This window comes from Halalkalibacter sp. AB-rgal2 (assembly GCF_041821005.1).
In the GTDB taxonomy this organism is placed as follows: Bacteria; Bacillota; Bacilli; order Bacillales; family Bacillaceae_D; genus Halalkalibacter.
In genome coordinates this window covers 80,675-104,287 of the sequence record NZ_JBGUAV010000003.1, presented here as the reverse complement: position 1 = coordinate 104,287, position 23,613 = coordinate 80,675, and the positions used below count along the sequence as shown (strand labels likewise).

The window sequence follows — 23,613 nt, the reverse complement described above, 5'->3', positions numbered from 1 at the left end:
TAAATTAAGCGTTGGTTGGAACAATGGAAGGAGGGGATCGAATGACTGATAAGCCATTACGTCCGTTAGCGGAAGGTGAATTATCAATCGATCAAGTGAAAGAACAATTAGTAGAGCTAGGGAAAAAGCGCGGTGTGTTAACATATACCGAAATTACAGAGAAATTAGCCGCTTTTGACCAGGATTCGGAACAAATGGATGAATTTTTTGAATACCTTGGAGAGCAAGGTGTTGAAATTTCCAATGATTCTGATGATGTTGTGCCAAGTCTGCAACAGACTGAGAAAGAGGAAGAATTTGATCTTAATGATTTAAGTGTTCCTCCTGGTATAAAAATAAATGATCCTGTTCGTATGTATTTAAAGGAAATTGGTCGAGTACCGCTTTTGTCAGCTGAAGAAGAAATTGAACTTGCAAAGAGAATTGAGCAAGGAGATGAAGAAGCGAAACGCCGATTAGCTGAAGCTAATTTACGTCTTGTTGTTTCTATTGCGAAGCGTTATGTTGGTCGTGGTATGCTTTTCCTTGACTTAATACAAGAAGGCAATATGGGTTTAATTAAGGCTGTTGAGAAATTTGACTATGATAAAGGGTTTAAATTTAGTACGTACGCAACATGGTGGATTCGTCAAGCGATTACTCGTGCGATTGCAGATCAAGCAAGAACGATTCGAATTCCCGTTCATATGGTTGAAACGATTAATAAGCTTATTCGTGTGCAACGGCAATTGCTACAAGATTTTGGTCGTGAGCCTACCCCTGAAGAAGTGGCAGAGGAGATGGAATTAACTCCTGAAAAGGTTCGTGAGATTCTTAAAATAGCCCAAGAGCCTGTATCATTGGAAACACCAATTGGTGAAGAGGATGATTCACACTTAGGAGATTTCATTGAAGATCAGGAGGCTTTAGCTCCGTCAGATGCTGCAGCATATGAACTTTTGAAAGAACAATTAGAGGATGTACTAGATACATTAACTGATCGTGAAGAAAATGTGCTCCGTCTGCGTTTTGGTTTAGACGATGGTCGAACACGTACACTTGAGGAAGTTGGGAAAGTGTTCGGGGTTACTCGTGAAAGAATTAGACAAATTGAAGCGAAAGCACTTCGAAAGCTTCGTCACCCTAGTCGAAGTAAACGATTAAAGGATTTCTTAGAATAAGCTCTAGGTTAAAAGGAGTAATAGGTAGATCACAAGTGGCTGTTCTCTTTTAAACAAAAGAACAGTCCTTTTCTTTTAAATCCAGGAGGAGAACATGAGGAAAGAGCGAAAAGAAATCGTTATTCAAGAAATTAAGCATTGGCGAAATTCTAAGCTGTTACCAGAGCATTATTGTGATTTTTTATTAACCTTATATATGGAAGGAGAAGGAGCTAGTGAAAAAGGCTTCTTTAAAAAATTCACTCTAATTCCGTTAATAATGGTGTACGCTATGTTTTTGTTAACAGCTCTTATCTTTTATTTTACTCAATTTCCATTATTATTGCAAATCGGAATTGCGATTATTTTTACTGTAGCTATTTTTATGATTGCTAAGCAAGTCGAACAGCATTCATTAGTACTCGCTCGTCTATATCAATTAATGGCTGTGATGATTGTTTATTTATTGATGATGCAAATAGGCTTTGCCATAATGGAAAATCATATGCTTGTTTTAGGATTGGCAACACTTATAAATGGGTTAATCTGGGCATTAATAGGTTGGAAATGGAAATCAAAATTATTTTTCCTTTCTGGAGTAATGGCTTTCATTTTAGCGATTGTCATCTATATTCGATAAAAGAGTGACAAAAAAAGCAAAACTAGAGACAATCCCTTTTCTTTCATTTCATTTTACAGTAGAATGAGATAGGGAATTATTAACGTCTACATAACTTGACGAGCTTTCATTACAATTGAAGGAGGATATGACATTGAAAGGAAAACCACTATTACCTTTTGCTATAACAGCAATTGTTGGAATTTTATTAATGGTAGCCCTATCATTTTGGGCGATGGATCAACGAGCACAAATGGATTCAGACGAAGAAGCAGAAGAAGAGATTGTCATTGATGACCCAATCGTAGCAGGAGAAGAATTATATTCGCGTTCATGTATTTCCTGTCATGGCGGAGATTTAGCGGGGACATCTGGTCCTGCATTGAATGCTCTTGAAGGAGAACTAACAGCCGAAGAGATCGTTGATATTATTCATACAGGACCTGGTACGATGCCTGCTTTTGATAATTTGAGTGATCTAGAGGCAGATGCGATTGCACAATATTTATTATCAGAGTCTGAATAATGAGAAGGGGGTATTTTAAAAGGGAGGGATCCTTTTTGAAATACCTTTTCTTTTCCTATAAAAGAGTGTTTAAAAGGCACAAAAAATATATTCGCGGGCACTGAAAAAGGAAAGGAGGGATATGCCGTGAATGCAATTCAATTGTCAGAACGGTTGTTGGCAGTTGCAAAGGAAGTTCCAGAAGGTGCTATGTTAGCAGACATTGGTTCAGATCATGCTTACTTACCGTGTTATTTAAGCCTGCACAATAAAGTGAAATTTGCAGTGGCAGGAGAAGTGAATGAAGGGCCTTATCAATCAGCTAAAGCTCAAGTGAAACGTTTACGTTTAGAGAAAGATGTTTCTGTGCGAAAGGGCGACGGCTTAAATGTCATGATGTCAGGTGAAGTTGATGTCATTACAATTTGCGGAATGGGGGGAGGACTCATTTCAACGATATTAGAAGAAGGAAAGGATAAGCTTGACGGGGTTTCAAGGCTCATTTTACAACCAAATGTAACAGCACATCTAGTTCGTAACTGGCTAAGAAGACGAAATTGGAAGCTTATTCATGAATCAATTATAGAAGAAGATGGTAAGATTTATGAAATCCTTGTAGCTGAACGTGGAGATGATCAAGAGATATATTTAGACAATGAAGAAGTGAAAATGCTAGTAGGTCCGTATTTAATGAAAGAAAAATCATCTGTCTTCAGGAAAAAGTGGGAGCTTGAAATTGAAGGCTGGAAACGTATTATACGATCACTTGAAAAAGCAAAGCAGGAAGATAAGGAAATACAAAGAAAGAAAATGGAACTAAAGAAAACAATTGAGATGGTAGAGGAGGTCATTCAATGAAACCGTTAAATGGACAAGTGCTTATTCAAGAGTTTGAGGCGTGGTCACCGAAATCCTATGCAGTTGAAGGGGATAGAAATGGATTAATGATTGGTACATTAAACAAGCCGATTTGCAAGGTTATGGTGGCACTGGACGTACTTGAAGAAGTAATCGATGAAGCGATTAATGAAAAGGTGGATTTAATTGTTGCGCATCATCCACTTTTGTTTAGACCGTTAAAGAAAATTGATACAGATACACCTCATGGCCGAATTGTTGAAAAAGCGATAAAGCATGATATTACGATTTATGCAGCTCATACAAACTTGGATGTGGCTCCAGGTGGTGTGAATGATAGGATGGCTGAGGCATTAGGGTTAAAAAATATAGATGTATTGGCCCCTACACAGTCCGTTGATTTAATAAAGTTAGCTGTTTTTGTACCGGAAAGTCATGAAGAGGATATACGATGTGCTTTAGGGGAAGCAGGAGCAGGGAACATTGGCGATTATAGTCATTGCAGTTACTCCTCTAAAGGTATCGGTCGTTTCCTACCTGGTGATAGTACGAACCCGCATATTGGTGAACGCGGAGGAAAGCTAGAGGAAGTGAAAGAGGTGAAAATTGAAACAATTCTTCCAGTGACTATGAAGAAGAGGGTGCTCAATGCAATAATAAAAGCTCATCCGTATGAAGAGCCTGCTTATGACATTTATCCACTTGATAACACAGGTAATGTGTTAGGGTTAGGGCGAATTGGAGTATTGGAGAAGGAAATTTCTTTGGAAGTCTTTGCGGAACATGTTAAGCAAGTATTTAGTGTGAAAGGTGCGCGTGTCGTTGGTGACCTTCAAACTCCGATCAAAAAGGTAGCTGTTTTAGGTGGAGATGGAAATAAATACATAAATCATGCGGTTTTTAAAGGAGCAGATGTTATCGTAACGGGTGATGTATACTATCATGTTGCTCATGATGCTATGATGGCTGGTTTATCCGTTGTTGATCCTGGTCACAATGTAGAGAAAATTATGAAGGAGTCCGTTAAACACTTCTTTGAAAATGTTATTCACGAGAAAAAAGCTTCAACGGAAGTAATCGCATCAAAAATACATACAGATCCATTTCAATTTGTGTAAAATGGATAGGATGCCAAGTTAACTCATCTGTAGTAAAAACGCATTGAGAAATGACTCTCAATAGCGTTTTTACGTTTTCGCTTATTTTTTGTTGATAACACTTGGGGAGGTGTTCCTCAGTTTGTCCAAGGAAACCCATTAAGAGTCAATGCTTATTTCAATTTTACCTTAGGCAGAATTTTCTTGAGATTAATCTCGCGTTGTGTTTCCCATGTCACTTCTTTACTTACATCATAATGTTCTAAAAAGGTAATAACTGCTTTCGTTATAGGAGTAGGTGTAGAGGCTCCTGAAGTAACTCCAACAGTCTCGACGTTTGAAAGCCACTCCAATTTCAATTCAGATAAATCTCCAATTCGATAAGCCTTCGTACCAGCAATTTGTTCAGATACTTGAGCTAAACGATTTGAATTGTTACTCTTAGGATCACCTACTACTATTACAAGGTCGCACTCCTTAGCTTGTTCGGCAACAGCTTCTTGACGAACTTGAGTGGCTAAACAGATTTCATTATGAACTTCAGCATGGGGGTATAGCTCCATCGCTTTTTTCATAATGTCACTTACATCCCATTGACTCATTGTCGTTTGATTTGTAATGATGATTTTAGAAGAGCTTAGGTGCAATGTTTCTACATCCTCCACAGATTCTACTAAATGGACTGCTTGTGGAGCAACCCCTATGGCGCCTTCGGGTTCAGGATGCCCTTTTTTTCCAACATAAATGAACTCATACCCTTCAGCTTGCTTTTCTTTAATGAGATCATGAGTACGGGTTACATCAGGGCACGTTGCATCTACGACTGTTAAGCCTTTTTCTTTTGCTAGCTTACGGACTTCTGGAGAAACCCCATGAGCCGTGAAGATGACTGTACCTTTATTAACTTTTTGTAAAATGTCTAATCGGTTTGGTCCATCTAATGAGATGATTCCTTCCTCAGAAAATGCATCTGTTACATGCTTATTGTGGACAATCATTCCGAGAATATAAATAGGGCGAGGTAAATCTAGGTTTGCTGCTGCTTGGCGAGCAAGAACCATTGCATCGACAACGCCGTAACAGTAGCCTCTTGGAGATATTTTCTTAACATTCATAGCTTTTGGCCTCCTCGTTGTTTTCCAACGGTATACAAAGACAATAGAGATGCTCCAATGATTAGTTGAAACATCTCTATGCTTATTTATTCTTTTAGTATAAAGGAGTTTATCGAATGTGACAATCCTTACGCTTGTTTCATTTCAAGTAAAGCATCATCAATAAATTCATATGCTTGCTCTTCAGACATATCATTGACAAGAACAAGCTCACTTGCAATCATCTGTCGGGCTTTTTGCAGGTGATTCCGATCTTGAATATGGAGACCGTTTGCTCTTTCTGTCTGTTTACGTGAAAGAGACGATATTAAGTGTGCAGCATCGATGATACTACCACTTTTTAATAAATTTTCGGTTTCGCGAGAGAAATGACTTGTAGTTGGCGGTAAGTCAGGTCCATTTTGTAAGGCTTCTATAAGTGAATCTAGTTCGGATTGATCAATCACCTTTCGTAAACCAGAATCATTAATACGGTTTTCAGGGAGCATTAACGTCACATCAACTAGTGGAAAATGAAGAATGTAGTAGGAAAGGATTTCACCTAATACGTCTTTCTCTTCAATATCCTTTATTGTTCCAGCTCCGTGGAAAGGGTAGACAACATGGTCGCCGACATTAAACATGGGCATTCCTCCAATCGAGTATTACCTTTATTATACCAAAAAAAATACAAAAAGTAAATTTTACTACTGATAGGGTTTGTTTGTCAATTACTAAATTTTAAAAAGTCTATTCTATTCATATGCAAAATTCATTTAAATATACAATTTTGGAGCAGGAATTCCATTGATTGTTGTTTTTTTGTTTGATTGTTTAGACAGTTTGGACGTAACCTCTACTTCTTCTTTTACTGTAACGGGCGTGGTTCCCTCTGAATCGGCGGTAGAGGTGTTATGATCTTCCACACCTTCGTTGCCGGATACTGTTTCGCCGTCATCAGAACTATCAGAACTTCTCATAATCTTCCATATCATCGGCATATTGCGGATTAAAGGGCCATATTGTTGAACCATTGGCATGACTTGTTGTGTTAGACCGACTATACGTTGAGCATTTGTAAGCATTGTTGTTAAATTCATTCCACTACCTGTGGCAGATGAAAGGCCACTTCCCATTAAGCCTCCCATTGTTTGAGAAGCTCCGCCACCTAAACCGAAAAGACGTGATAAAAGCCCACCACCACCTCCACCCGATAAAAGTGAACCTGCTGCTGACCCAGGGAAAGATGGAGGAGGGGTTGGTGGAATCATACCACTTGTCATAGCTGATTGCATAGGAATTGAGCCAAATGGTGGTCCAAATTGATGCATAATCGAAACTCCTTTCAATAGACATTTATTAAATAAAAGAGCAGTAAGTCATTCTGTGAAGAGTGTCTGCTTCGTACGTTACACGTGGATCTGAAGTTAGGTCACGTTTTTAGCAACTCAGAATCATTATAGTGATTACGTACAACGCAATTAAGAAAAGCTGCTACTCCAATTTTCTTATCAGATTCCTTATAAATAGTTATATGCATATGTGATACTTGCTGTGATTATAGCCAAGCTATAAAAGAGTATGGTAAAATGAACTATTGCGATGATGCAGGAGAAAGTGGGAATTGATATGAAAGCAGATAATTTTAAACGATTTAACCTAAAATCATATTTAATTGAAGCGTTAAGTGAACAAGGGTTTCAGCTTCCAACAGATATTCAAGAGCGGCTTATCCCGGCAATTAAGAGTGGAAAAGACGTGATTGGACAATCTCAAACCGGAACAGGAAAGACGTTGGCTTTTCTATTACCGATCATTGATAAGATTGATTTAGCAAGACATGAAGTACAAGCTGTCATTACAGCGCCTACAAGAGAGTTAGCATCTCAGCTTTTTAATGAGTTAAAGAATCTCGTTGATGTCGCAAACGAGGAACAGCGTGTTCATGTAAAGTTATTAGTCGGTGGTACGGATCGACAGCGAATTGTTGAAGGGATGAAAGTACAGCCTCAAATAGTCGTAGGCACGACAGGTCGATTAGCTGATTTAGTGCAAGATCAAGTTCTTCATGTTCATACAGCAAAAATGCTTGTTGTCGATGAAGCTGATCAAATGCTCGATATGGGCTTTATTGATGATGTGGATCGAGTTGCATCTAGGATGGACGAACAGTTGCAAATGATGGTGTTTTCTGCGACCATTCCTGAAAAGCTACAGCCTTTCTTGAAAAAATATATGAATGATCCACGTCATGTACAAGTTCAACCTAATCAAGTGGCAGCGAAAAAAATAGAACATCGAATTGTACCGTTACGTCATCGAGCTAAATTAGACTTTGTTGCTGAGTTAGCGAAATCAATTAATCCATATTTAGCGATTATATTCACAAATACGAAGGAACAAGCTGATGAGGTTGCAAATAGGCTGCTGCATGAGGGCCTAAATGTAGAGAAATTGCATGGCGGGTTACAACCGAGAGCACGAAAACAAGTGATGAGACTTGTTAATGAGGTGAAGGTTCAATATTTAGTTGCAACGGATCTAGCAGCAAGAGGTATTGATATTAAAGGAGTAAGTCATATTATTAATTATAATTTGCCTCAAGATTTAGATTTTTATATTCATCGTGTTGGCCGAACGGCGCGTGCTGGTGCAGATGGTATTGCTTTTACTATTTTTGAATCAGAGGATCAACAGGCGATTGAGAAGCTATTAAAGAGAGGTATTTCATTTACGTACGCTGATTATAAGCAAGGAAACTGGATCATGCTAGATCGACCACCATTAGGGGTTCCTGGAAAGAGAAAAAGTATAAATCGTCAAACAGAAGATAGCCGTCCACATAAAAAAGTGGAGAAGGTTAATACAGGTGGAAAAGCTGTTGCTAAGCCAAAAAGAGTAAAACCAGGATATAAGAAAAAAGCAAAGCGATTACAGGATGAACAAGCAAGGCGACAAAGAAGACAGAAAAAATAGCAATGCCTAAAGGGAGAGAGAAATGATGACATTGAAAATTGGTTCACACGTATCCATGAATGGAAAGAAAATGCTATTAGGTGCAAGTGAAGAAGCTGTATCATATGGCGCTACGACGTTTATGATCTATACAGGTGCTCCGCAAAATACAAGAAGAAAAGCCATTGATGAATTAAATATAGAAGCAGGACAAGAGCATATGAAACAAAATGGCATGTCCGACATTGTCGTTCATGCACCGTATATTATTAATATTGGAAATACAACTAAACCAGAAACATTTGAATTGGGAGTTCGGTTTTTGCGTTCTGAAATTGAACGGACAGAGGCGCTAGGCTCAAAGCAAATTGTTCTGCATCCAGGCGCTCATGTTGGAGCAGGTTCAGAAGCAGGAATTGAAAAGATTATCTCAGGATTAAATGAAGTATTTGAAGAAAAGCGTGATGTCCAAATTGCTTTAGAAACAATGGCAGGGAAAGGTTCTGAATGTGGGCGCTCATTTGAAGAATTAGCTGCTATTATGGATGGTGTTACTCATAATGAGAGGTTATCTGTTTGTTTTGATACATGTCATACACACGATGCGGGTTACAACATTGTAGAAGATTTTGATGGTGTATTAGATCAGTTTGACCGCATTATTGGATTAGATCGATTAAAAGTATTACATGTAAATGATAGTAAAAATGAAAGAGGAGCAGCGAAAGATCGTCACGAAAATATCGGCTTTGGTCATATTGGTTATAAAGCACTTCATTATATTGTGCACCACCCACAATTAAAAGACGTTCCAAAAATTTTGGAAACGCCATATGTTGGAGAAGATAAGAAAAACAAAAAACCACCATATAAGCATGAAATTGAAATGTTAACAAAAGGTGAATTTGAAAATAGTTTGCTTGAAAAAATTATCGGTGCAAATGGATAGTGATATCCCATTTAAAAATAAAAAACGTTTAGTCTATGCGAGGAAGCGGACTAAACGTTTTTTTATAAAAATGAAAACGTTATATTTTACAGAAGTGGTTACGGAGAAATCAAAGAAGATCCAAGTGAATTCGCGGGTGGTAATCGCTTCACTCGTTACACGATATTTGAAAGAACCCAAATTCATAACAACCCTTAAAATCGTTGTAACGGCTTCGCACAACGCCTATAGAAATTGCTTTAAAAGCTGCTGAATGACGGATGTGACATATGGATCGACTTCCGTTTGGAGACGATGTAGCATGCGTTCGAGTTGTGCTTGGTCAGCGACATTAATATGTTCTGAACGTAAAATAGTGATCACTTTATCTGCTTGTGATTTACTTAAAGCAACGTTATATTGCTTTGCTAATTGAATAAGTTCAGGTGATGTGATCGAATTAACTTTCTGATTAACAAGCTGTTGCATAATACTATTCATCAGGACACCTCTTTCAACATACTTAATGATAAAATGGGCTACGCTTATGTGTTTAGCATATGAAAACGATCATAAATGGTGATTTAATCAAAGAGTATAATTCGAAAAACTAGAAATAATTTAAGTAAAAAAAAGGATTTTCTAGAAAGTTAGTCGAAAGTTTATTAATGAATACATGTGCATGTATAGCCTTGTTAATTTGTGGAATGTGATAGAAATTGCTTTACAAAGGTAAAAAAAGGAGTGCGATATTTAATGGATGCATCTCATATGAATTCGATCATATCCATAAAAAAAGGTCATTCGAATGAACCAGACTACAAGTTGATGGAGTATCTTGGCATTCCTTATCTTGAAGTAAATAACCAGCTGTATATTGTTAAATGTCATGATTCGGTTTTAGAATCGTTACGTCTTGAAGAAAATAATGTTGTACACAAATCATTAACTGAAATGGAATTAAGTCATCCGATTTTTTCAGCTATGAAAACTGCTACAAAAAAAGTATTGATGAGTGGGGAACGTGTGACAGTAGAATGTGAACTAGAAGAAAATCTTTACTCTGTGAAAGCATTACCTTACTCGATGGATCGTGTGATCATTTGTATAGAAGACAAAAGTTTACAAAAGCAGTTTCAAAATTTATTAACCTTTCATCATCAAATGGAAGCGGTGTCACATATTGCTGCAGGTGTTGCTCACGAATTACGTAATCCATTATCGGTCATCAAAGGATTTATGCAGCTATCTAATTTAACAAACGATTATGGAAAATATTATTCCACGATTTTATCTGAACTTGATCGTATGAATGCGATTATAGAAGATTTTCTTTCGGTATCAAAGAAGAAAAGTGGTCGAAATATTCATTCACCATTGGATATTATGCAGTCATTAGTCGAGATTATGAAATCAGAATGTTTATTGCATAACGTTCATTTATCGTATCAATTTATTGAGTCAGAGGTTAAAGTTCTTGTAAATGAATCAATGATTAAGCAAGTCATGTTAAATCTTTTACGAAATGCAATTGAAGCTTTTGAACAGGAGCACGTAGAACGCAGGTTGCATATTCAGACTACTTTGAATAACGAATACTATACGATTTCAGTTGAGGATAATGGAAAAGGTATTCCTGAGGACGTTCTTGCTCAAATCGGTCGCCCTTTTTTCACAACTAAAAAAAGTGGAACGGGTATTGGAGTTGCCCTTTGTAAAAAAATTGTTGAGGATCATGGTGGTAGCTTTCAAATTAAAAGTACGTATAATGTAGGTACAACGGTGACTATTACTATACCAACACATATGGAAAGGGAAAGCCAATAAATAAGAAAAGCAAAGACGGAGGAACCGTCTTTGCCTATTCAGCGTCGCTTATAAAAAAACGGGAAGCCATTTCATAGAAGTACAGTTGACTTTGTATCGGTTGCTTTTGAGCGGGGCGTTCGATGTATTGATAATCTCCATCGGGTTTTTGTTCACGTGCTTTCATATTATCCATTAAGGTGAGTTCTAAAATATCTTTAATTCGCGCTTGTATGGAAGGTGAGATAATCGGAAAGAGAATTTCGATTCTTTTTTCCATATTGCGTGTCATCCAATCTGCCGAAGACAGATAGAACCTTTCGTCTCCGCCATGATGAAAATAAAAAATACGGCTATGCTCAAGAAAACGGTCAACGATACTGATCACACGAATATTTTCACTCACATCTTCGATACCTGGGCGAAGACAGCAAGTTCCTCTTACTATTAAATCTATTTCTACTCCGGCTTGAGAAGCTTCATATAGCTTTAAAATCAACGGTTTGTCAGTAAGTGAATTCATTTTGGCGATAATTCGTCCGTTTCCTGATTCGAGATGAGCTTGAATCTCTTGTTCTATAAGCATGACGAACGTATCGCGAATATCAAGTGGAGCGGTAGATAGAAAGTGCCAATTAGGCTTTTCGCTATAGCCGCTTAAATGATTAAAAAAATTCGTTGCATCAATACCAATCTTCTCATTTGAAGTTAATAGCCCCATGTCGGTATATAGCTTTGCCGTCGAATCATTATAATTACCAGTACCTAAATGAACAAATCTTTGAATTTGTCCGTGATCATGACGTACAACGAGCGTAATTTTACTATGTGTCTTTAAGCCAGTAATGCCATAAATGACGTGAACGCCAGCTTTTTCTAGTTTTTTTGCCCATTGAATATTATTCTCTTCATCAAAGCGTGCTTTTAACTCGACTAGGACGGTCACTTGTTTTCCATTTTCTGCAGCGAGTGCTAATGCGTGAATGATCGGTGAATCGCCACTCACACGATAGAGCGTTTGTTTAATGGCTAATACATTTGGATCATCAGCCGCTTTAGTCATGAAATCAACGACAGGCTGAAAGGACTCATATGGATGATGTAAGAAAATATCTTTTTTTGAGATAGCATCAAAAATATCTTCTTCACCAATTAAATCCTCTGGAGGTTGTGGAATCCATGTTTCATTGGCTAAATGCTCATGTTCTATAGATAGTTGTTTATAAAGCTTAAATAAAAAGGTAAGATCTAAAGGCCCTTGTAACGAATAAATATCATTCTCGTGCAATTCAAGTACATCTTGAAGCAAATGCAGAACATTTTGATCCATCATTCCTTCTTGCATTTCAAGGCGGACTGCCTCGCCCCATTTTCGTTTCTTTAGTTCCTTTTCAATTTCACTTAACAAGTCTCGAGCGCCCTCTTCATGAATCGTTAAATCGGCATTTCTTGTTATTCGAAAAGGTGAAACGGACTTCACAGTATATCCCTTGAATAATTGATAAATAAAATGGCTAATGACATGTTCAAGTAATATATATTGTTCCTTACCTTTTGTTTCAGGTAGCTGTATATATCTTGTTAGTACTGCAGGAACTTGAACGATAGCGAGCTGATCACGGTCTGATTGACCATGCTTCGTTAATAAGACAGCGAGGTTTAAGCTCTTATTAAGAAGCATTGGAAAAGGTCGATAGGCGTCTATTGCCATTGGTGTTAAAACTGGGAAAATGTAGTGCTGAAACTTATCCTCTAGGAAGGAAAGTTGTTCAACATCACATTCATCAATAGATAAGAATTGAAATCCTTCATGGTAAAGCATCGGTAGCAATGTTTCAGTAAACACGTTATCTTGTAATTGCACTAATGCGTGATTTTTTTTCGAGATGCGACTAAGCTGCTGCTTAGGTGTTAATCCAGCCTTGTTTTCTGGTTTATTAAACCCTGCCTTTACTTGGTCTTGGAGTCCAGCCACTCTGACCATAAAAAATTCATCAAGATTTGAGCTAAATATGGCTAAAAATTTAAGTCGTTCTAACAAAGGGTTTCGCTCATCAATAGCTTCTTCTAATACACGTTCATTAAATGCAAGCCAACTTAATTCTCGATTGTTATAATAAGCTGGGTTTTCAAGGTCTATCATTATTTTTTTAGTATCATTTTGACTTTGCACCATGTAACTCAACCTTCCTCTACAGTTCATTACTTCATTTTAACATTCGATTGTAAATTTTATGTAAAGATTAGTGAGATAGAACGGTAGCCTCTTGAAAATGTAAGGCAAAGGAGTGTTTTAGCGCTTTTTCTAAATGTTTTATATATTTGTCTGCGTAAAATTGCTCAAAGTAAGGGTCATTCTTATAAATAATAGGAATGACGTAGCCTGTTTTACCTTTTTTTATTTGTCCGATATCGATAATGGCTTTTTGATGTGTACAATCAAGGACATAAGCGATTTTTAAAATAGCACCTAATGTTTCATATAATTTCAAATGGGTCTTAGATAAAAGTTTTTTGAAAGGCTTCGCGTATGTTTGTAACTGAGATTTTGATTTGAAGGATGCAAGTAAAGCGATCGCGAGCCGTTCCTGATGACTTAAACCATCAATGGTCATGTTTGTTAGCAAGTAAAACGTATTTTGACTACTCATTTCCTGATTAATGTATTGCCCCATATAAAAAACATTCGCTCCATAACGAAGGATGCGCAAGGTTTCATCTTCATTATGCTTCACCATAAGAGGTGAGAGTTGTTCATATAATTTCTTTGCGATGAAATGAATTTGATTAGCTTGATTCAATTGTATTTCGTAGGATTTTGCTAATTGAAATAAACTTTCCTCAGCGACATTAGGAAAAAAGGTTGTTTCCATCTTACGTAGTAATTCTTCATAAAAGACGCCGTCTCTTAATCCTTTACGACTCATAATGAATGTTTCGGCTTTAACATAATGAACAATGGATGCAATTACTTCAGCTGCAGGTATAATAATGTCCGCTCGATCTTTTGATAAACCATCAATCGTTAAACGCTGTTCGTAATTCGTTCGTTGAAGCTGTTGGTTCAACTGCATGAGTTCGCTTGTAGGGTATTCATATTGATGGATACCCGTAAGTGGATATTGTGATTGCCTCTGGTGTATCAAAGATAAATTACGAGCACTCCCGCCAATGCCGATAACAGATTGGACTGTTAGTGACTTTAGCCACGATAAGGACTTGAGTTGATTTAAGATGAACCTTCGTAATAGCTGAATTTGTTTCGATTGCGACCGATCAGAAGAAAAGAACTGCTTTTGCAACGTAACGGCTCCAAATGGAAAGCTATGATAGTAAACGAGCTTTCTGTTATGAAAATAAGTAATCTCTGTACTTCCACCACCGATATCAATCGTAAGTCCGGTTTCAATTGACATCGAATTAACGACTGCTAAGTAACCATAAAAAGCCTCTTCATATTCAGATAAAATTTGGATGTCGAGGTTAAGTTTCTTTTTTATTAATTTGATAATTTCTTGTTTATTTTCAGCTTTGCGCATCGCAGCAGTAGCAATAATCTGCACATTTTTAATTCGGTGAGCGTTCAAAATGGTTTGGAAACGAGATAACGTATCAAGAATCAATTGAATCCCATTATTCGATAAAATACCTTGGTCATCAAGGTGAGAGCTTAATCGTGCAACGGTTTTAAAATTATATAGCTCCTTATAACGTCCATTTTTTTCAATTTCATTTATGACAAGACGTATCGAATTCGACCCCATATCAACGATCGCAAATAAAGTAGACATACTAGCACTCCTAACCAAATCAGTTTTCAATAAAATGAAGGAACTTTTCATTAGTATAGCTTATGGGTGGACAGATGACAAAAAAGGTCTATAATAGGAAAGGATACAATTTAAATCGTAATTATTCTTACTCAATAATATGAATAAAGAAGGTGGACAAAGATGACGAAACAGCAATTAAATGAAGCCATAAAAATGAATCAAGTTTCTTTTCGTTACGATCATCGAAACGTCCTTGAGGATATATCTTTTACTGTACGGAGGGGAGCCTTTTTAGGATTAGTTGGACCAAATGGCTCTGGTAAATCTACACTTATTAAGTTAATGCTTGGCTTGTTACCGATGCAACAAGGTCAAATAGAATTGTTCGGTACGAAAGTGTCTAAATTTCGTATGTGGGATAAAATTGGGTTTGTTTCACAAAAGGCTAACAGTTTTAATAGTGGTTTTCCTGCTACTGTATTTGAGGTCGTATCAATGGGATTGTATGGAAAAGTGGGGATGTTTCGTTTCTTAACAAAAGCGCATAGGCAAAAAGTTAGAGAGACGGTTGAAATAGTAGGAATGAGTGAATATCTTCACCAAAATATTGGCGAACTTTCTGGGGGTCAGCAGCAGCGTGTCTTTATCGCTCGTGCCTTAGTTAGTGATCCTGAGCTTCTTATTCTTGACGAACCGACAGTTGGTGTTGATGTGAAAAGTGTACAGCAATTTTATTCCTTACTTGATCAATTAAATTGTGAAAAAGGCATTACATTGATTATGGTGACTCATGACATTGGGGCAATGACTAATCATGTAACAGATGTTGCCTGTCTTAATAAGTCTCTTCATTTTCATGGCAACACAGCTGATTTTGAAGCCAATCAAGACTTATCGGCCTTTTATGGTCATGACGTACATTTGCTCACTCATAATCATGGGGGTCATTAACGAAATGGTTGAGTTGTTTTTACGGTACGAGTTTCTACAAAATGCACTATATGCAGGAATATTAATTGGTTTTTTGGCTCCGCTATTAGGTGTCTTTCTTGTTGTGAGGAGACTCTCTCTTATTGCAGATGCCTTATCTCATATTGCGCTAGCTGGAATTGCTGCAAGTTTATTTATCGGTAAGACATGGCCTCAGCTTCCTGTTGCTGGTCCTTATTCGATGGGGATGTTCTTTTCGGTTATTGGCTCATTGCTAATTGAAAAGCTGAGAACAGCGTATACGTATTATAAAGAAATTGCGATACCAATTATTTTATCAGGTGGTATTGGGTTAAGTGTTGTTTTTCTTTCATTAGCAAATGGTTTTAATAATGATTTGTTTCAATATTTATTTGGAACTGTTATGGCAGTCAGTAGACAAGATGTATGGACAATAACTGTCATTACAGGCTTTGTCTTTATTGTGATTGTACTATTTTTTAAGGAATTATTCTTTTTATCCTTTGATGAAGATCAAGCCATTGTGTCAGGAATTAATCGAAAGCTCGTTCATTTTATTTTTATTGTGATGGTGGCTTTAGTCATTGTTGTTTCAATGAGAATCGTCGGAATTTTACTCGTATCAGCACTTATGACGTTACCTGTTGCAGCAGCGATGCGATTTGCAAAAGGCTTTAAGCAATTATTTGTTTATTCGATCGTATTTGGTGAGCTTTCAGTTATTGTTGGTCTTATTTCAGCCTTTTATCTCGATGTTGTACCTGGTGGAATGATTGTGATGGTGGCTGTTTGTATCTTACTTCTTTCACTAACGGTAAAAACGACAATCAAGAGAAAGAAGGTCGACTTATATGATTGAATTATCATTTATTGAACGTGGGATCGTTGCAGGAGTGATCATTGGGTTGATAGCACCAATTATTGGTTCGTTTTTACTCGTTCGAAGAGTGTCTGTTATTTCAGAATCGATTTCACATATTACGTTAACAGGAATATCAGCAGGTGTTTTATTAGGAACGATGAGTCATTGGTTTTCATCTGTTAGTCCTATTTTCTTCGGTTTATTGTTTGCGATAGTAGGGGCTCTGTTGACAGAACGGCTACGATTGATTTATAAGGATTTTCAGGAATTAGCTGTTCCAATCATTTTGTCTACAGGGATTGGATTGAGTGCAATTTTCATTAGCTTAGCAAGGACGGGCTATCAGGAATGGTATTCGTACTTGTTTGGAAGCATTGTCAGTGTAACAATGGGTGACATCTATTTTATTTTAGCAACGACAATTGTGATCTTATCGGTTGTTTTACTTTTATACAAAGAGTTTATTTCCGTATCATTTGATCACGAGTTCGCAAAAACATCAGGAATTCCTGTACGAGCAATCAATTTAATTTTTGCCATTTTAACAGCATTTATGATTTCGATGTCGATTAAAGTCGTCGGTATTTTGTTAATAGGCGCTTTGATTGTCATTCCCGTGGCAACGAGTATTCAATTAGCGAAAAGCTTTAAGCAACTCCTTTTATATGGGATTATCTTTGCTGAACTTGCTGTATTAATGGGCATGTACCTTTCTTATCAGTTTATGATTGCTACAGGTGGGATGATCGTGATTGTTGCTTTGTTTATTCTTACTTTGGTGTTAGTATATAAGAAAGGAAAGCAGGTACTATTTAAATAAATCGTCAATTATATACAGGCTACATCGGTAAGAGGAGTGGTTAGGAATGAATGTAACAGAAGCAATGGATTGCCTAAAGGAACGTGGATATAAGCACACAGGTAAACGTGAGGATATGCTACATCTATTTGCGAACGAAAAAAGGTATTTGTCGGCTAAAGATGTGTTAGAGTTCTTACAGCCTGATTACCCAGGTATGAGCTTTGACACGATTTATCGTAATTTAGCTTTGTTTTCGGAATTAGGAATATTGGAAACAACAGAATTAGACGGAGAAAAACGATTTCGTTTTACATGTTCTACGAACTCTCACCATCACCATTTAATTTGCTTAGAATGCGGGAAAACAAAGCATATTGATAACTGTCCAATGGATTCGATTTCAAGTTCATATCCTGACTTTGAGGTGACAGGACATAAATTCGAAATTTATGGTAAGTGTGAAGATTGTAAGTCATAATGCCAACACTTCACACGGGTGATATCCCTTCGCTTGTACAAGCTAAAAATCAGGAGGGGGATACAAATGGCCAAGCCGGTTGTGAAGTGTCATGTATCAAACTGTTCTTATTGGGGAAATGGAAACCGTTGTCAAGCGGAAGCTATTTTAGTGGAAATGGATGCGCATGCTGAACGTGACTATTCTGCAGAATTTAGTGAAGAATTAAGTGAGCAAACGAATCACGCACGAGAGCCTGCACAAACGTGCTGTCATACGTTTAAACCGAAATGTAAATAAAATAAAAAAGAGTGTGGCGTTCTGCTTAGCCACACTCTTTTTATAGTGAAAGATGTTTATTGGCGTTGTAACGCTTGCTCTGCTAACCATCTTTCCACCCATGCCTTTGCCTCTAACCAATTTGTAGCACGAATGACGAGTTCAGGTGCTGGTAGGCGATTGTAGGGAGTATCTAATAAGATGACAGGAATTTGAAACTCTTCAGCTATCGCGACTGCATTATCATGCTTGTCTTCAAAAAATATGTCTACTTCGTGTTCTTTAATGGCGTCTAGCTTATCGTGCTTGCCAACTAATTCAATGTGATCAAATGGTAATTGTTTTTCGGTAAACCATTGATGGGTAATATCAGTTAAATGCTTCCTTCTCGCTGTAATGTAAACAAGATCATGATGTTTGCTCCACTCATGTAGCGTTTGTTCTGCATTCATTGCAATCGGAGCTTCTGAATAGATCGTTCCTTCAAACTGTCCCATCCACTCCCAAAATTGTTCTTCAGTAATACCTAATATTGACGTTAAGTCGTATTCAATCAAATGATCTAGCGTTAAATTTTTTTTGAAATGCTTATTTAGGTAGGGAATAAATGTATTTGGATCGGTAACTGTCCCGTCAATGTCAAAACCCATACGTTTCTTCTTCATATTATCACCTCAACAACTTTACCTTACAGTAATTTTGAAGCAAGGTCTAGTTATAAATTTGTAAAGTTTAACACCGATAATTTTGAAAAGGTTGAGTCATACTAAAACTGTTCCCCGAACATATCTCAAAAAGGAGGGACTTCTTATGGCAGAAAACAAAGGGCCAAATCAAAATGAGCCTGTTCGTTTAGTCGATGATAATGATCGCTCATTAACATTGGTTAATAACCATGTTGATGGTCGTGACAATGGACAAGGCTTGAGTTCAGAACCGAATGATGAATTTAATTCAGAAGCAAACTACGACGAAGAGTATGCTCCTGAATATACGTATGATGAGGATTACGATGAGGAAACAGCGATGGAATATGCAAATGGGATTGGAATAGATAGACGCTCTGAGGATGCAGAAACAGCTGAAGCTAATCCGAATGACGTAGCTGCGGGTCGTGGCGTCGGCACATTTGCGATCGTACTTTCTATATTGTCACTGTTTTTCTTACCGATTTTGCTTGGTGCAGCAGGTATTGTTGTAGGATTTATTTCACGGAGAGTTGGATCAAATGCAATGGGGAATTGGGCAATTGGTATTGGTGCGGTTTCCATTATTATGACCGTATTCTTTTCACCATTTTTCTAGCGGGAGATCATGAAGAAAGGGAGTGCAACAGCACTCCCTTTCTTTGCTTTACAATTAAACAGTCGTCTCTTCTTCTGCCTTTTTGGCAAAGAATTCTTCCGCTATCTTATCGACTTCTTTTTTTAGCTCTTCAACCATTGTTTCTTCTGGTACTTTACGAACAATTTCTCCTTTGCGGAAAAGCAAGCCTTCACCACGAGCGCCAGCAATTCCAATGTCAGCTTCACGTGCTTCTCCTGGTCCATTTACGGCACATCCGAGAACGGCTACTTTAATTGGCGCTTTAATTGTAGAGATATACTCTTCAACATCATTGGCAATACTTATTAGGTCAATTTCTATTCGACCACAAGTAGGGCATGATATAAGAGTTGCCGCATTGGCTGCTAATCCAAATGATTTTAATAACTCTCGAGCGACTTTCACTTCCTCTACAGGATCGGCACTTAAAGAAATACGAACCGTATTACCAATGCCTAAATTTAGAATAGCTCCCAGTCCAGCAGCGCTTTTTACAGTTCCGGCAAAGAGTGTTCCAGATTCAGTAATTCCGAGGTGCAGGGGATAACTAAATGCTTTGGCCGCTTTTTCATATGCTTCTATCGCTAAATTCACATCTGATGCTTTCATCGAAACGATAATGTCATGAAAATCAAGATCCTCTAGAATTTTAATATGATGGAGAGCACTTTCAACCATCCCATCTGCTGTTGGATAACCATACTTGTCTAAAATACGCTTTTCTAAAGATCCTGCATTGACACCAATTCGAATAGGGATTCCTTTTTCTTTTGCTGCTTTGACGACGGCTTCCACTTTATGACGTCTACCAATATTTCCTGGATTAATTCGAATTTTGTCAGCTCCACCTTCAATGGCTTTTAGGGCTAGCTTATAGTCAAAATGAATATCCACTACAAGTGGAATGTTAATTCTCGCTTTAATATCTGCGATCGCTTCGGCTGCACGCATATCTGGACATGCAACTCGGACGACTTGACAGCCTGCTTCCTCAAGTCGATTAATTTCTGCAACGGTCGCGTCTACATCATGTGTTTTCGTTGTTGTCATACTTTGAATGACAACTTCATTATTTCCTCCAATCGTCAAATTTCCGACCTTTACGGGACGAGTTTTTGTACGATGAACTAGTTCGGTCATTGACCAATCGCTCCTTTGTTTTGAAGGGAAACCTTCACAAATTCCTAAGACAGTCTCATTCATTTTATCAATGACTTGTTTCATTTGGCAAGGATAAAACTCACTGACTTAAAAATTCACATAATAAATGGTCTTTAAGAGGTTGTACAAAAAGGGTGCATCTTTCTCATAACAAACGGAACAGTGAAGGGTAATTAGGGATAGATTGGAAATAAATATTCGTGTCCAACTTGCATTTCTTCAGGTTCAATTCCATTTAATTGTTTAAAATCAAATATAATTTCTTGGATCGTTGCTGGAATCGGCCCTGTATGTAAATGCTCGACGACAGAAAGAACGGTTTGTCCATGCTCTACTTGAATAACCTCGTATGGTTCATTGTTTGATGTAATGACTTCTGTTGTATGTACTTCATTGGCTTCTGTTTCTGACTCTGACGAGAAGTCTCTTTGTTGATCTTTTTGAGAGAGTCCGTTGGGTAAAGTGCCAATCGTTAGATCATAATAAGTGCTGTATAAAAAAATGAAAATAAGAATAAATGCCAACAGTCTTTTCATATGCTTGTCCTCCTCCGTAGTCTCTTATTTAAGAAGTATATGATTGCAAAGGATGATTTATGCTTAATATGGAAAAAAATTCTTCGTATAATGCAAAAGGTGGTGAATAAAGTGAATATTAAGGGGTCCAATATATCGTTTTCGATATTTTTTATTGGATTATTGCCTTTTATTATGGTAATGGGGAATTCTTTATTCATCCCACTAGTGCCATCTATTCAGAAAACATTTCAATTAACAACTGTTGAAAGTGGTTGGTTTTTAACAAGCTTCTCGGTTCCCGCTGCTTTTTTTGTCCTAATTGGTGGTGTCGTTTCAGATCATTTTGGCCGGAAGCGGATTTGCGCTATTGGCTTGATTCTCATTATAGGAGGGTGTATCCTCTCCACAATTTCTTTATTTTATGTAAGTGCTTCCTGGAACTTTCTTATTGCAGGACGCGTCATTCAAGGAGTAGGCGCTGGAATCGTAAGCCCATTAGCAATGGCTTTTATTGCTGAATTATATGATGGGAAAGAACGGTTAAAAGCGTTCGGTACAATTGAAGTGTATAATGGAGTGGGGAAATTGATCAGTCCAATCTTAGGAGGTTTTATGTTACTCTTATCGTGGAATATAAGTTTTATCTTATATTTAGCTATTGCACTACTTGCTTTAGCAGGGATTTTTATTTCAATACGAAAAGAATCAATAACGAACTCGTCGCTATCGCTGAAACAGTTGATTCGTTCGCAAAATCAAATGTGGCAAGAGCACTGGCGTTGGCTTCTTCCAATTACGTATGGTGGAGGAGTTGGAATGTTTTTGTTGTTCGGTTATTTATTTTATTTATCGTATGTATCAGAACAAGCTTCTCCTTTTCCAAGTGAATGGAATGGAGTCATAATCGCTTTTCCTCTTATAGGACTAACTGTATGTTCCTATGTAACTGGACGTTTTTTGAAAAATACTACAGATATGTACAAACGGATGATGCTTTATGGTGTGATGCTGATGGTCGCTGGAACATTAGGACTGTTTGCTCGTGAAAGCTTTTCATTTATTGTACTAGCTATGTTTTTCTTTGCAGCTGGTCTTGGTATTTTCTTGCCTGCTGCTAATGCGGCATTAGCAGCTATTGTGTCAAAGGAAACGAGAGGTGCAGTCTTTGCAAGTTATTCAATGATACGATTTTTAGGTGTCGCCTTTGGACCTGTTCTGTTTGGCATTTGGATGACAAATATGGAACAACTTATTTTTAATGCTTTCTTTTTTATAAGTGGACTAGCTTTATTTATGGCGATGAGCTGGCACTGTTTTCCGATTGGACATGATTGTGATCACGAGAAAATGTCACATATATAAGCTAAAAATAAGTCTTAAGTCCCTTTTCTTATTGTCGGAAAAGGTGTTTCTTTAAAGAATAGATCGTACTTTATTGATCTATGATGGAAGTATGAATGCAGAGGAGTAGTGAAAACGATGAAACGACTGATAACAAAAAGCTTTTTGTTCTTTTTAATAGGACTTCTTCTTCTACCAACGGTTCTACCTGCTGTTGCGTTGGCAGATGCAATGCCTGGCGATGTCATTGTAACGTTAGGAGAGGATTTAAGTGAGTCACAGCGTCAGCAGCTAATGAATGAAATGGGTGTGACAGAGGACAACCTCATTGTTTATGTCTCTAACGAGGAGGAGCATCAATATTTAGGAAGCTATATTAGTGCTGCCAGAATTGGAACGAACGCTCTTTCTTCATCAAAAATTACGTTGCTTGAAAGTGGAGAAGGTCTTTCGGTTGAGACGAATCGAATTGATTGGATTTCTGATGAAATGTATATGAATGCTTTAATTACAGCAGGAGTAGAGGATGCAGACATTTATGTAACAGCACCAATAGATGTTTCGGGTACTGCTGCCTTAACGGGACTGTTAAAAGCGTACGAAGTGGCAATGGAGATCGAAATACCTGAGGAGCAGAAGCAAATTGCCAATGAAGAGATGGTGAAGACTGGGGAGCTAAGCCATACGATTGGTGCTGAAAATGCGACTGAATTAATGAATCGTATTAAAGAAGAAATAGGAGATCAGCCGATTGAATCGGAAGAGGATCTTCGTGCGCTCATCCAACGTATTGCTAATGAAATGGGAATTACATTAACAGATGAAGAGCTTAATGGGCTTATTTCGTTGTTCATGCGAATGAAAGATCTAAACATTGACTGGAATCAAGTACAGGACCAAATTAATAATGTACGTGATAACCTAGGTGATTATTTGAACCGTGAAGAAACACAAAGCTTTATTCGGAGCGTATTGGATTTCTTCAGTCGTCTCATTGATGTCATTAAAGGCTGGTTTAGTTAATCTTTACGATCAATGCGATAGACTTTGCTAGAGGTTGTTCTTAAAGGAGAAAATAGCTCCTTTGGACAACCTTTTAAAATGTGCGGTACTCTTTTTTTATAGAATATCACTTGTTATAA

25 protein-coding genes are annotated in these 23,613 nt (G+C 37.5%); 16 read left to right on the top strand and 9 right to left on the bottom strand.

Annotated features, from left to right (window positions below):
- The first annotated feature begins 41 nt into the window (after positions 1–41).
- The 5 genes from rpoD to ACERJO_RS03575 all read left to right on the top strand — a co-directional run bounded on the left by rpoD (position 42) and on the right by ACERJO_RS03575 (position 4,239).
- Positions 42–1,160, top strand: coding sequence for an RNA polymerase sigma factor RpoD (gene rpoD, locus ACERJO_RS03595; RefSeq protein WP_247105025.1), 1,119 nt, complete (start codon positions 42–44; stop codon positions 1,158–1,160).
- Between the two features lie 94 nt (positions 1,161–1,254).
- Positions 1,255–1,779 carry a hypothetical protein gene (locus tag ACERJO_RS03590; RefSeq protein ID WP_247105024.1) on the top strand — a complete coding sequence of 175 codons (525 nt, stop codon included), beginning with the start codon at positions 1,255–1,257 and terminating at the stop codon, positions 1,777–1,779.
- A gap of 133 nt (positions 1,780–1,912) precedes the next feature.
- On the top strand, positions 1,913–2,284 hold the full coding sequence (locus ACERJO_RS03585) for a c-type cytochrome (protein ID WP_247105023.1): 372 nt from the start codon (positions 1,913–1,915) through the stop codon (positions 2,282–2,284).
- Between the two features lie 126 nt (positions 2,285–2,410).
- On the top strand, positions 2,411–3,121 hold the full coding sequence (locus ACERJO_RS03580; RefSeq protein ID WP_247105022.1) for a tRNA (adenine(22)-N(1))-methyltransferase: 711 nt from the start codon (positions 2,411–2,413) through the stop codon (positions 3,119–3,121).
- The gene (locus ACERJO_RS03575) at positions 3,118–4,239 is read left to right on the top strand and encodes a Nif3-like dinuclear metal center hexameric protein (protein ID WP_373646577.1); all 1,122 of its coding nucleotides are present in this window, start codon (positions 3,118–3,120) and stop codon (positions 4,237–4,239) included. The genes ACERJO_RS03580 and ACERJO_RS03575 overlap by 4 nt, the downstream gene beginning before the upstream one ends.
- Before the next feature lie 152 nt (positions 4,240–4,391).
- On the opposite strand, the gene ACERJO_RS03570 is transcribed toward ACERJO_RS03575, so the two are convergent.
- The 3 genes from ACERJO_RS03570 to vrrA form a co-directional block, all read right to left on the bottom strand.
- A complete protein-coding gene (locus tag ACERJO_RS03570) occupies positions 4,392–5,333 on the bottom strand; it encodes a 4-hydroxy-3-methylbut-2-enyl diphosphate reductase (protein WP_247105020.1) in 942 nt (313 codons plus the stop codon).
- A gap of 128 nt (positions 5,334–5,461) precedes the next feature.
- Positions 5,462–5,956: a CarD family transcriptional regulator gene (locus ACERJO_RS03565; RefSeq protein WP_035343596.1), complete on the bottom strand. Its 495-nt coding sequence runs from the start codon at positions 5,954–5,956 to the stop codon at positions 5,462–5,464.
- A 132-nt stretch (positions 5,957–6,088) separates the two neighbouring features.
- Complete coding sequence (vrrA, locus tag ACERJO_RS03560) at positions 6,089–6,643, bottom strand: VrrA/YqfQ family protein (RefSeq protein WP_373646575.1); 555 nt, start codon at positions 6,641–6,643, stop codon at positions 6,089–6,091.
- Positions 6,644–6,941: 298 nt separating this feature from the next.
- On the opposite strand from vrrA, the gene ACERJO_RS03555 reads away from it, so the two are divergent.
- Positions 6,942–8,288 (top strand): DEAD/DEAH box helicase, encoded by a 1,347-nt coding sequence (locus tag ACERJO_RS03555; protein WP_373646574.1) that lies wholly within the window; start codon positions 6,942–6,944, stop codon positions 8,286–8,288.
- Between the two features lie 25 nt (positions 8,289–8,313).
- Complete coding sequence (locus tag ACERJO_RS03550; protein ID WP_247105113.1) at positions 8,314–9,216, top strand: deoxyribonuclease IV; 903 nt, start codon at positions 8,314–8,316, stop codon at positions 9,214–9,216.
- Positions 9,217–9,441: 225 nt separating this feature from the next.
- Here the strand turns inward: ACERJO_RS03550 and ACERJO_RS03545 are convergent, their stop codons facing one another.
- Positions 9,442–9,696 carry a DUF2624 family protein gene (locus ACERJO_RS03545; protein ID WP_247105017.1) on the bottom strand — a complete coding sequence of 85 codons (255 nt, stop codon included), beginning with the start codon at positions 9,694–9,696 and terminating at the stop codon, positions 9,442–9,444.
- A 255-nt stretch (positions 9,697–9,951) separates the two neighbouring features.
- On the opposite strand from ACERJO_RS03545, the gene ACERJO_RS03540 reads away from it, so the two are divergent.
- On the top strand, positions 9,952–11,022 hold the full coding sequence (locus ACERJO_RS03540; RefSeq protein ID WP_373646572.1) for a two-component system sensor histidine kinase NtrB: 1,071 nt from the start codon (positions 9,952–9,954) through the stop codon (positions 11,020–11,022).
- Between the two features lie 34 nt (positions 11,023–11,056).
- Here the strand turns inward: ACERJO_RS03540 and ACERJO_RS03535 are convergent, their stop codons facing one another.
- Entirely contained in the window at positions 11,057–13,177 is a 2,121-nt protein-coding gene (locus tag ACERJO_RS03535) for an RNA degradosome polyphosphate kinase (protein ID WP_247105015.1), read from the bottom strand.
- A 67-nt stretch (positions 13,178–13,244) separates the two neighbouring features.
- Positions 13,245–14,792, bottom strand: a complete 1,548-nt coding sequence (ppx, locus tag ACERJO_RS03530; RefSeq protein ID WP_373646571.1) for an exopolyphosphatase — start codon at positions 14,790–14,792, stop codon at positions 13,245–13,247.
- Positions 14,793–14,954: 162 nt separating this feature from the next.
- On the opposite strand from ppx, the gene ACERJO_RS03525 reads away from it, so the two are divergent.
- The 5 genes from ACERJO_RS03525 to ACERJO_RS03505 all read left to right on the top strand — a co-directional run bounded on the left by ACERJO_RS03525 (position 14,955) and on the right by ACERJO_RS03505 (position 18,146).
- On the top strand, positions 14,955–15,725 hold the full coding sequence (locus tag ACERJO_RS03525) for a metal ABC transporter ATP-binding protein (RefSeq protein ID WP_247105013.1): 771 nt from the start codon (positions 14,955–14,957) through the stop codon (positions 15,723–15,725).
- Positions 15,726–15,729: 4 nt separating this feature from the next.
- A complete protein-coding gene (locus tag ACERJO_RS03520; RefSeq protein WP_373646570.1) occupies positions 15,730–16,584 on the top strand; it encodes a metal ABC transporter permease in 855 nt (284 codons plus the stop codon).
- The gene (locus ACERJO_RS03515; RefSeq protein ID WP_247105012.1) at positions 16,577–17,407 is read left to right on the top strand and encodes a metal ABC transporter permease; all 831 of its coding nucleotides are present in this window, start codon (positions 16,577–16,579) and stop codon (positions 17,405–17,407) included. The genes ACERJO_RS03520 and ACERJO_RS03515 overlap by 8 nt, the downstream gene beginning before the upstream one ends.
- A 46-nt stretch (positions 17,408–17,453) precedes the next feature.
- Complete coding sequence (locus ACERJO_RS03510; protein ID WP_247105011.1) at positions 17,454–17,867, top strand: Fur family transcriptional regulator; 414 nt, start codon at positions 17,454–17,456, stop codon at positions 17,865–17,867.
- 66 nt (positions 17,868–17,933) lie between these two features.
- Positions 17,934–18,146 carry a DUF1540 domain-containing protein gene (locus ACERJO_RS03505; protein WP_373646569.1) on the top strand — a complete coding sequence of 71 codons (213 nt, stop codon included), beginning with the start codon at positions 17,934–17,936 and terminating at the stop codon, positions 18,144–18,146.
- Positions 18,147–18,202: 56 nt separating this feature from the next.
- Here the strand turns inward: ACERJO_RS03505 and ACERJO_RS03500 are convergent, their stop codons facing one another.
- Entirely contained in the window at positions 18,203–18,790 is a 588-nt protein-coding gene (locus ACERJO_RS03500; RefSeq protein ID WP_373646568.1) for a hypothetical protein, read from the bottom strand.
- Positions 18,791–18,935: 145 nt separating this feature from the next.
- On the opposite strand from ACERJO_RS03500, the gene ACERJO_RS03495 reads away from it, so the two are divergent.
- Positions 18,936–19,430 carry a DUF4190 domain-containing protein gene (locus ACERJO_RS03495; protein WP_247105008.1) on the top strand — a complete coding sequence of 165 codons (495 nt, stop codon included), beginning with the start codon at positions 18,936–18,938 and terminating at the stop codon, positions 19,428–19,430.
- Between the two features lie 54 nt (positions 19,431–19,484).
- Here the strand turns inward: ACERJO_RS03495 and ispG are convergent, their stop codons facing one another.
- Positions 19,485–20,591: a flavodoxin-dependent (E)-4-hydroxy-3-methylbut-2-enyl-diphosphate synthase gene (gene ispG, locus ACERJO_RS03490; RefSeq protein WP_247105007.1), complete on the bottom strand. Its 1,107-nt coding sequence runs from the start codon at positions 20,589–20,591 to the stop codon at positions 19,485–19,487.
- Between the two features lie 194 nt (positions 20,592–20,785).
- Positions 20,786–21,148 carry a hypothetical protein gene (locus tag ACERJO_RS03485; RefSeq protein ID WP_373646567.1) on the bottom strand — a complete coding sequence of 121 codons (363 nt, stop codon included), beginning with the start codon at positions 21,146–21,148 and terminating at the stop codon, positions 20,786–20,788.
- Positions 21,149–21,259: 111 nt separating this feature from the next.
- Between ACERJO_RS03485 and ACERJO_RS03480 the strand changes: the two genes are divergently transcribed.
- On the top strand, positions 21,260–22,492 hold the full coding sequence (locus ACERJO_RS03480; RefSeq protein ID WP_373646566.1) for an MFS transporter: 1,233 nt from the start codon (positions 21,260–21,262) through the stop codon (positions 22,490–22,492).
- A gap of 117 nt (positions 22,493–22,609) precedes the next feature.
- Positions 22,610–23,494 carry a DUF1002 domain-containing protein gene (locus ACERJO_RS03475; protein WP_373646565.1) on the top strand — a complete coding sequence of 295 codons (885 nt, stop codon included), beginning with the start codon at positions 22,610–22,612 and terminating at the stop codon, positions 23,492–23,494.
- Positions 23,495–23,613: the final 119 nt, after the last annotated feature.

Excerpts from the sequence above, each read along its gene's own strand:
- ppx (WP_373646571.1), bottom strand. The coding sequence starts at position 14,792 with ATGTCTACTTTATTTGCGATCGTTGATATGGGGTCGAATTCGATACGT.
- rpoD (WP_247105025.1), top strand. The coding sequence starts at position 42 with ATGACTGATAAGCCATTACGTCCGTTAGCGGAAGGTGAATTATCAATC.
- ACERJO_RS03540 (WP_373646572.1), top strand. The coding sequence starts at position 9,952 with ATGGATGCATCTCATATGAATTCGATCATATCCATAAAAAAAGGTCAT.
- ACERJO_RS03515 (WP_247105012.1), top strand. The coding sequence starts at position 16,577 with ATGATTGAATTATCATTTATTGAACGTGGGATCGTTGCAGGAGTGATC.
- ACERJO_RS03545 (WP_247105017.1), bottom strand. The coding sequence starts at position 9,696 with ATGAATAGTATTATGCAACAGCTTGTTAATCAGAAAGTTAATTCGATC.
- ACERJO_RS03510 (WP_247105011.1), top strand. The coding sequence starts at position 17,454 with ATGAATGTAACAGAAGCAATGGATTGCCTAAAGGAACGTGGATATAAG.
- ACERJO_RS03575 (WP_373646577.1), top strand. The coding sequence starts at position 3,118 with ATGAAACCGTTAAATGGACAAGTGCTTATTCAAGAGTTTGAGGCGTGG.
- ACERJO_RS03565 (WP_035343596.1), bottom strand. The coding sequence starts at position 5,956 with ATGTTTAATGTCGGCGACCATGTTGTCTACCCTTTCCACGGAGCTGGA.
- ACERJO_RS03520 (WP_373646570.1), top strand. The coding sequence starts at position 15,730 with ATGGTTGAGTTGTTTTTACGGTACGAGTTTCTACAAAATGCACTATAT.
- ACERJO_RS03505 (WP_373646569.1), top strand. The coding sequence starts at position 17,934 with ATGGCCAAGCCGGTTGTGAAGTGTCATGTATCAAACTGTTCTTATTGG.
- ACERJO_RS03500 (WP_373646568.1), bottom strand. The coding sequence starts at position 18,790 with ATGAAGAAGAAACGTATGGGTTTTGACATTGACGGGACAGTTACCGAT.
- ACERJO_RS03495 (WP_247105008.1), top strand. The coding sequence starts at position 18,936 with ATGGCAGAAAACAAAGGGCCAAATCAAAATGAGCCTGTTCGTTTAGTC.
- ACERJO_RS03555 (WP_373646574.1), top strand. The coding sequence starts at position 6,942 with ATGAAAGCAGATAATTTTAAACGATTTAACCTAAAATCATATTTAATT.
- ACERJO_RS03485 (WP_373646567.1), bottom strand. The coding sequence starts at position 21,148 with ATGAAAAGACTGTTGGCATTTATTCTTATTTTCATTTTTTTATACAGC.
- ispG (WP_247105007.1), bottom strand. The coding sequence starts at position 20,591 with ATGACCGAACTAGTTCATCGTACAAAAACTCGTCCCGTAAAGGTCGGA.
- ACERJO_RS03535 (WP_247105015.1), bottom strand. The coding sequence starts at position 13,177 with ATGGTGCAAAGTCAAAATGATACTAAAAAAATAATGATAGACCTTGAA.
- ACERJO_RS03525 (WP_247105013.1), top strand. The coding sequence starts at position 14,955 with ATGACGAAACAGCAATTAAATGAAGCCATAAAAATGAATCAAGTTTCT.
- ACERJO_RS03475 (WP_373646565.1), top strand. The coding sequence starts at position 22,610 with ATGAAACGACTGATAACAAAAAGCTTTTTGTTCTTTTTAATAGGACTT.
- ACERJO_RS03550 (WP_247105113.1), top strand. The coding sequence starts at position 8,314 with ATGACATTGAAAATTGGTTCACACGTATCCATGAATGGAAAGAAAATG.
- ACERJO_RS03570 (WP_247105020.1), bottom strand. The coding sequence starts at position 5,333 with ATGAATGTTAAGAAAATATCTCCAAGAGGCTACTGTTACGGCGTTGTC.
- ACERJO_RS03590 (WP_247105024.1), top strand. The coding sequence starts at position 1,255 with ATGAGGAAAGAGCGAAAAGAAATCGTTATTCAAGAAATTAAGCATTGG.
- vrrA (WP_373646575.1), bottom strand. The coding sequence starts at position 6,643 with ATGCATCAATTTGGACCACCATTTGGCTCAATTCCTATGCAATCAGCT.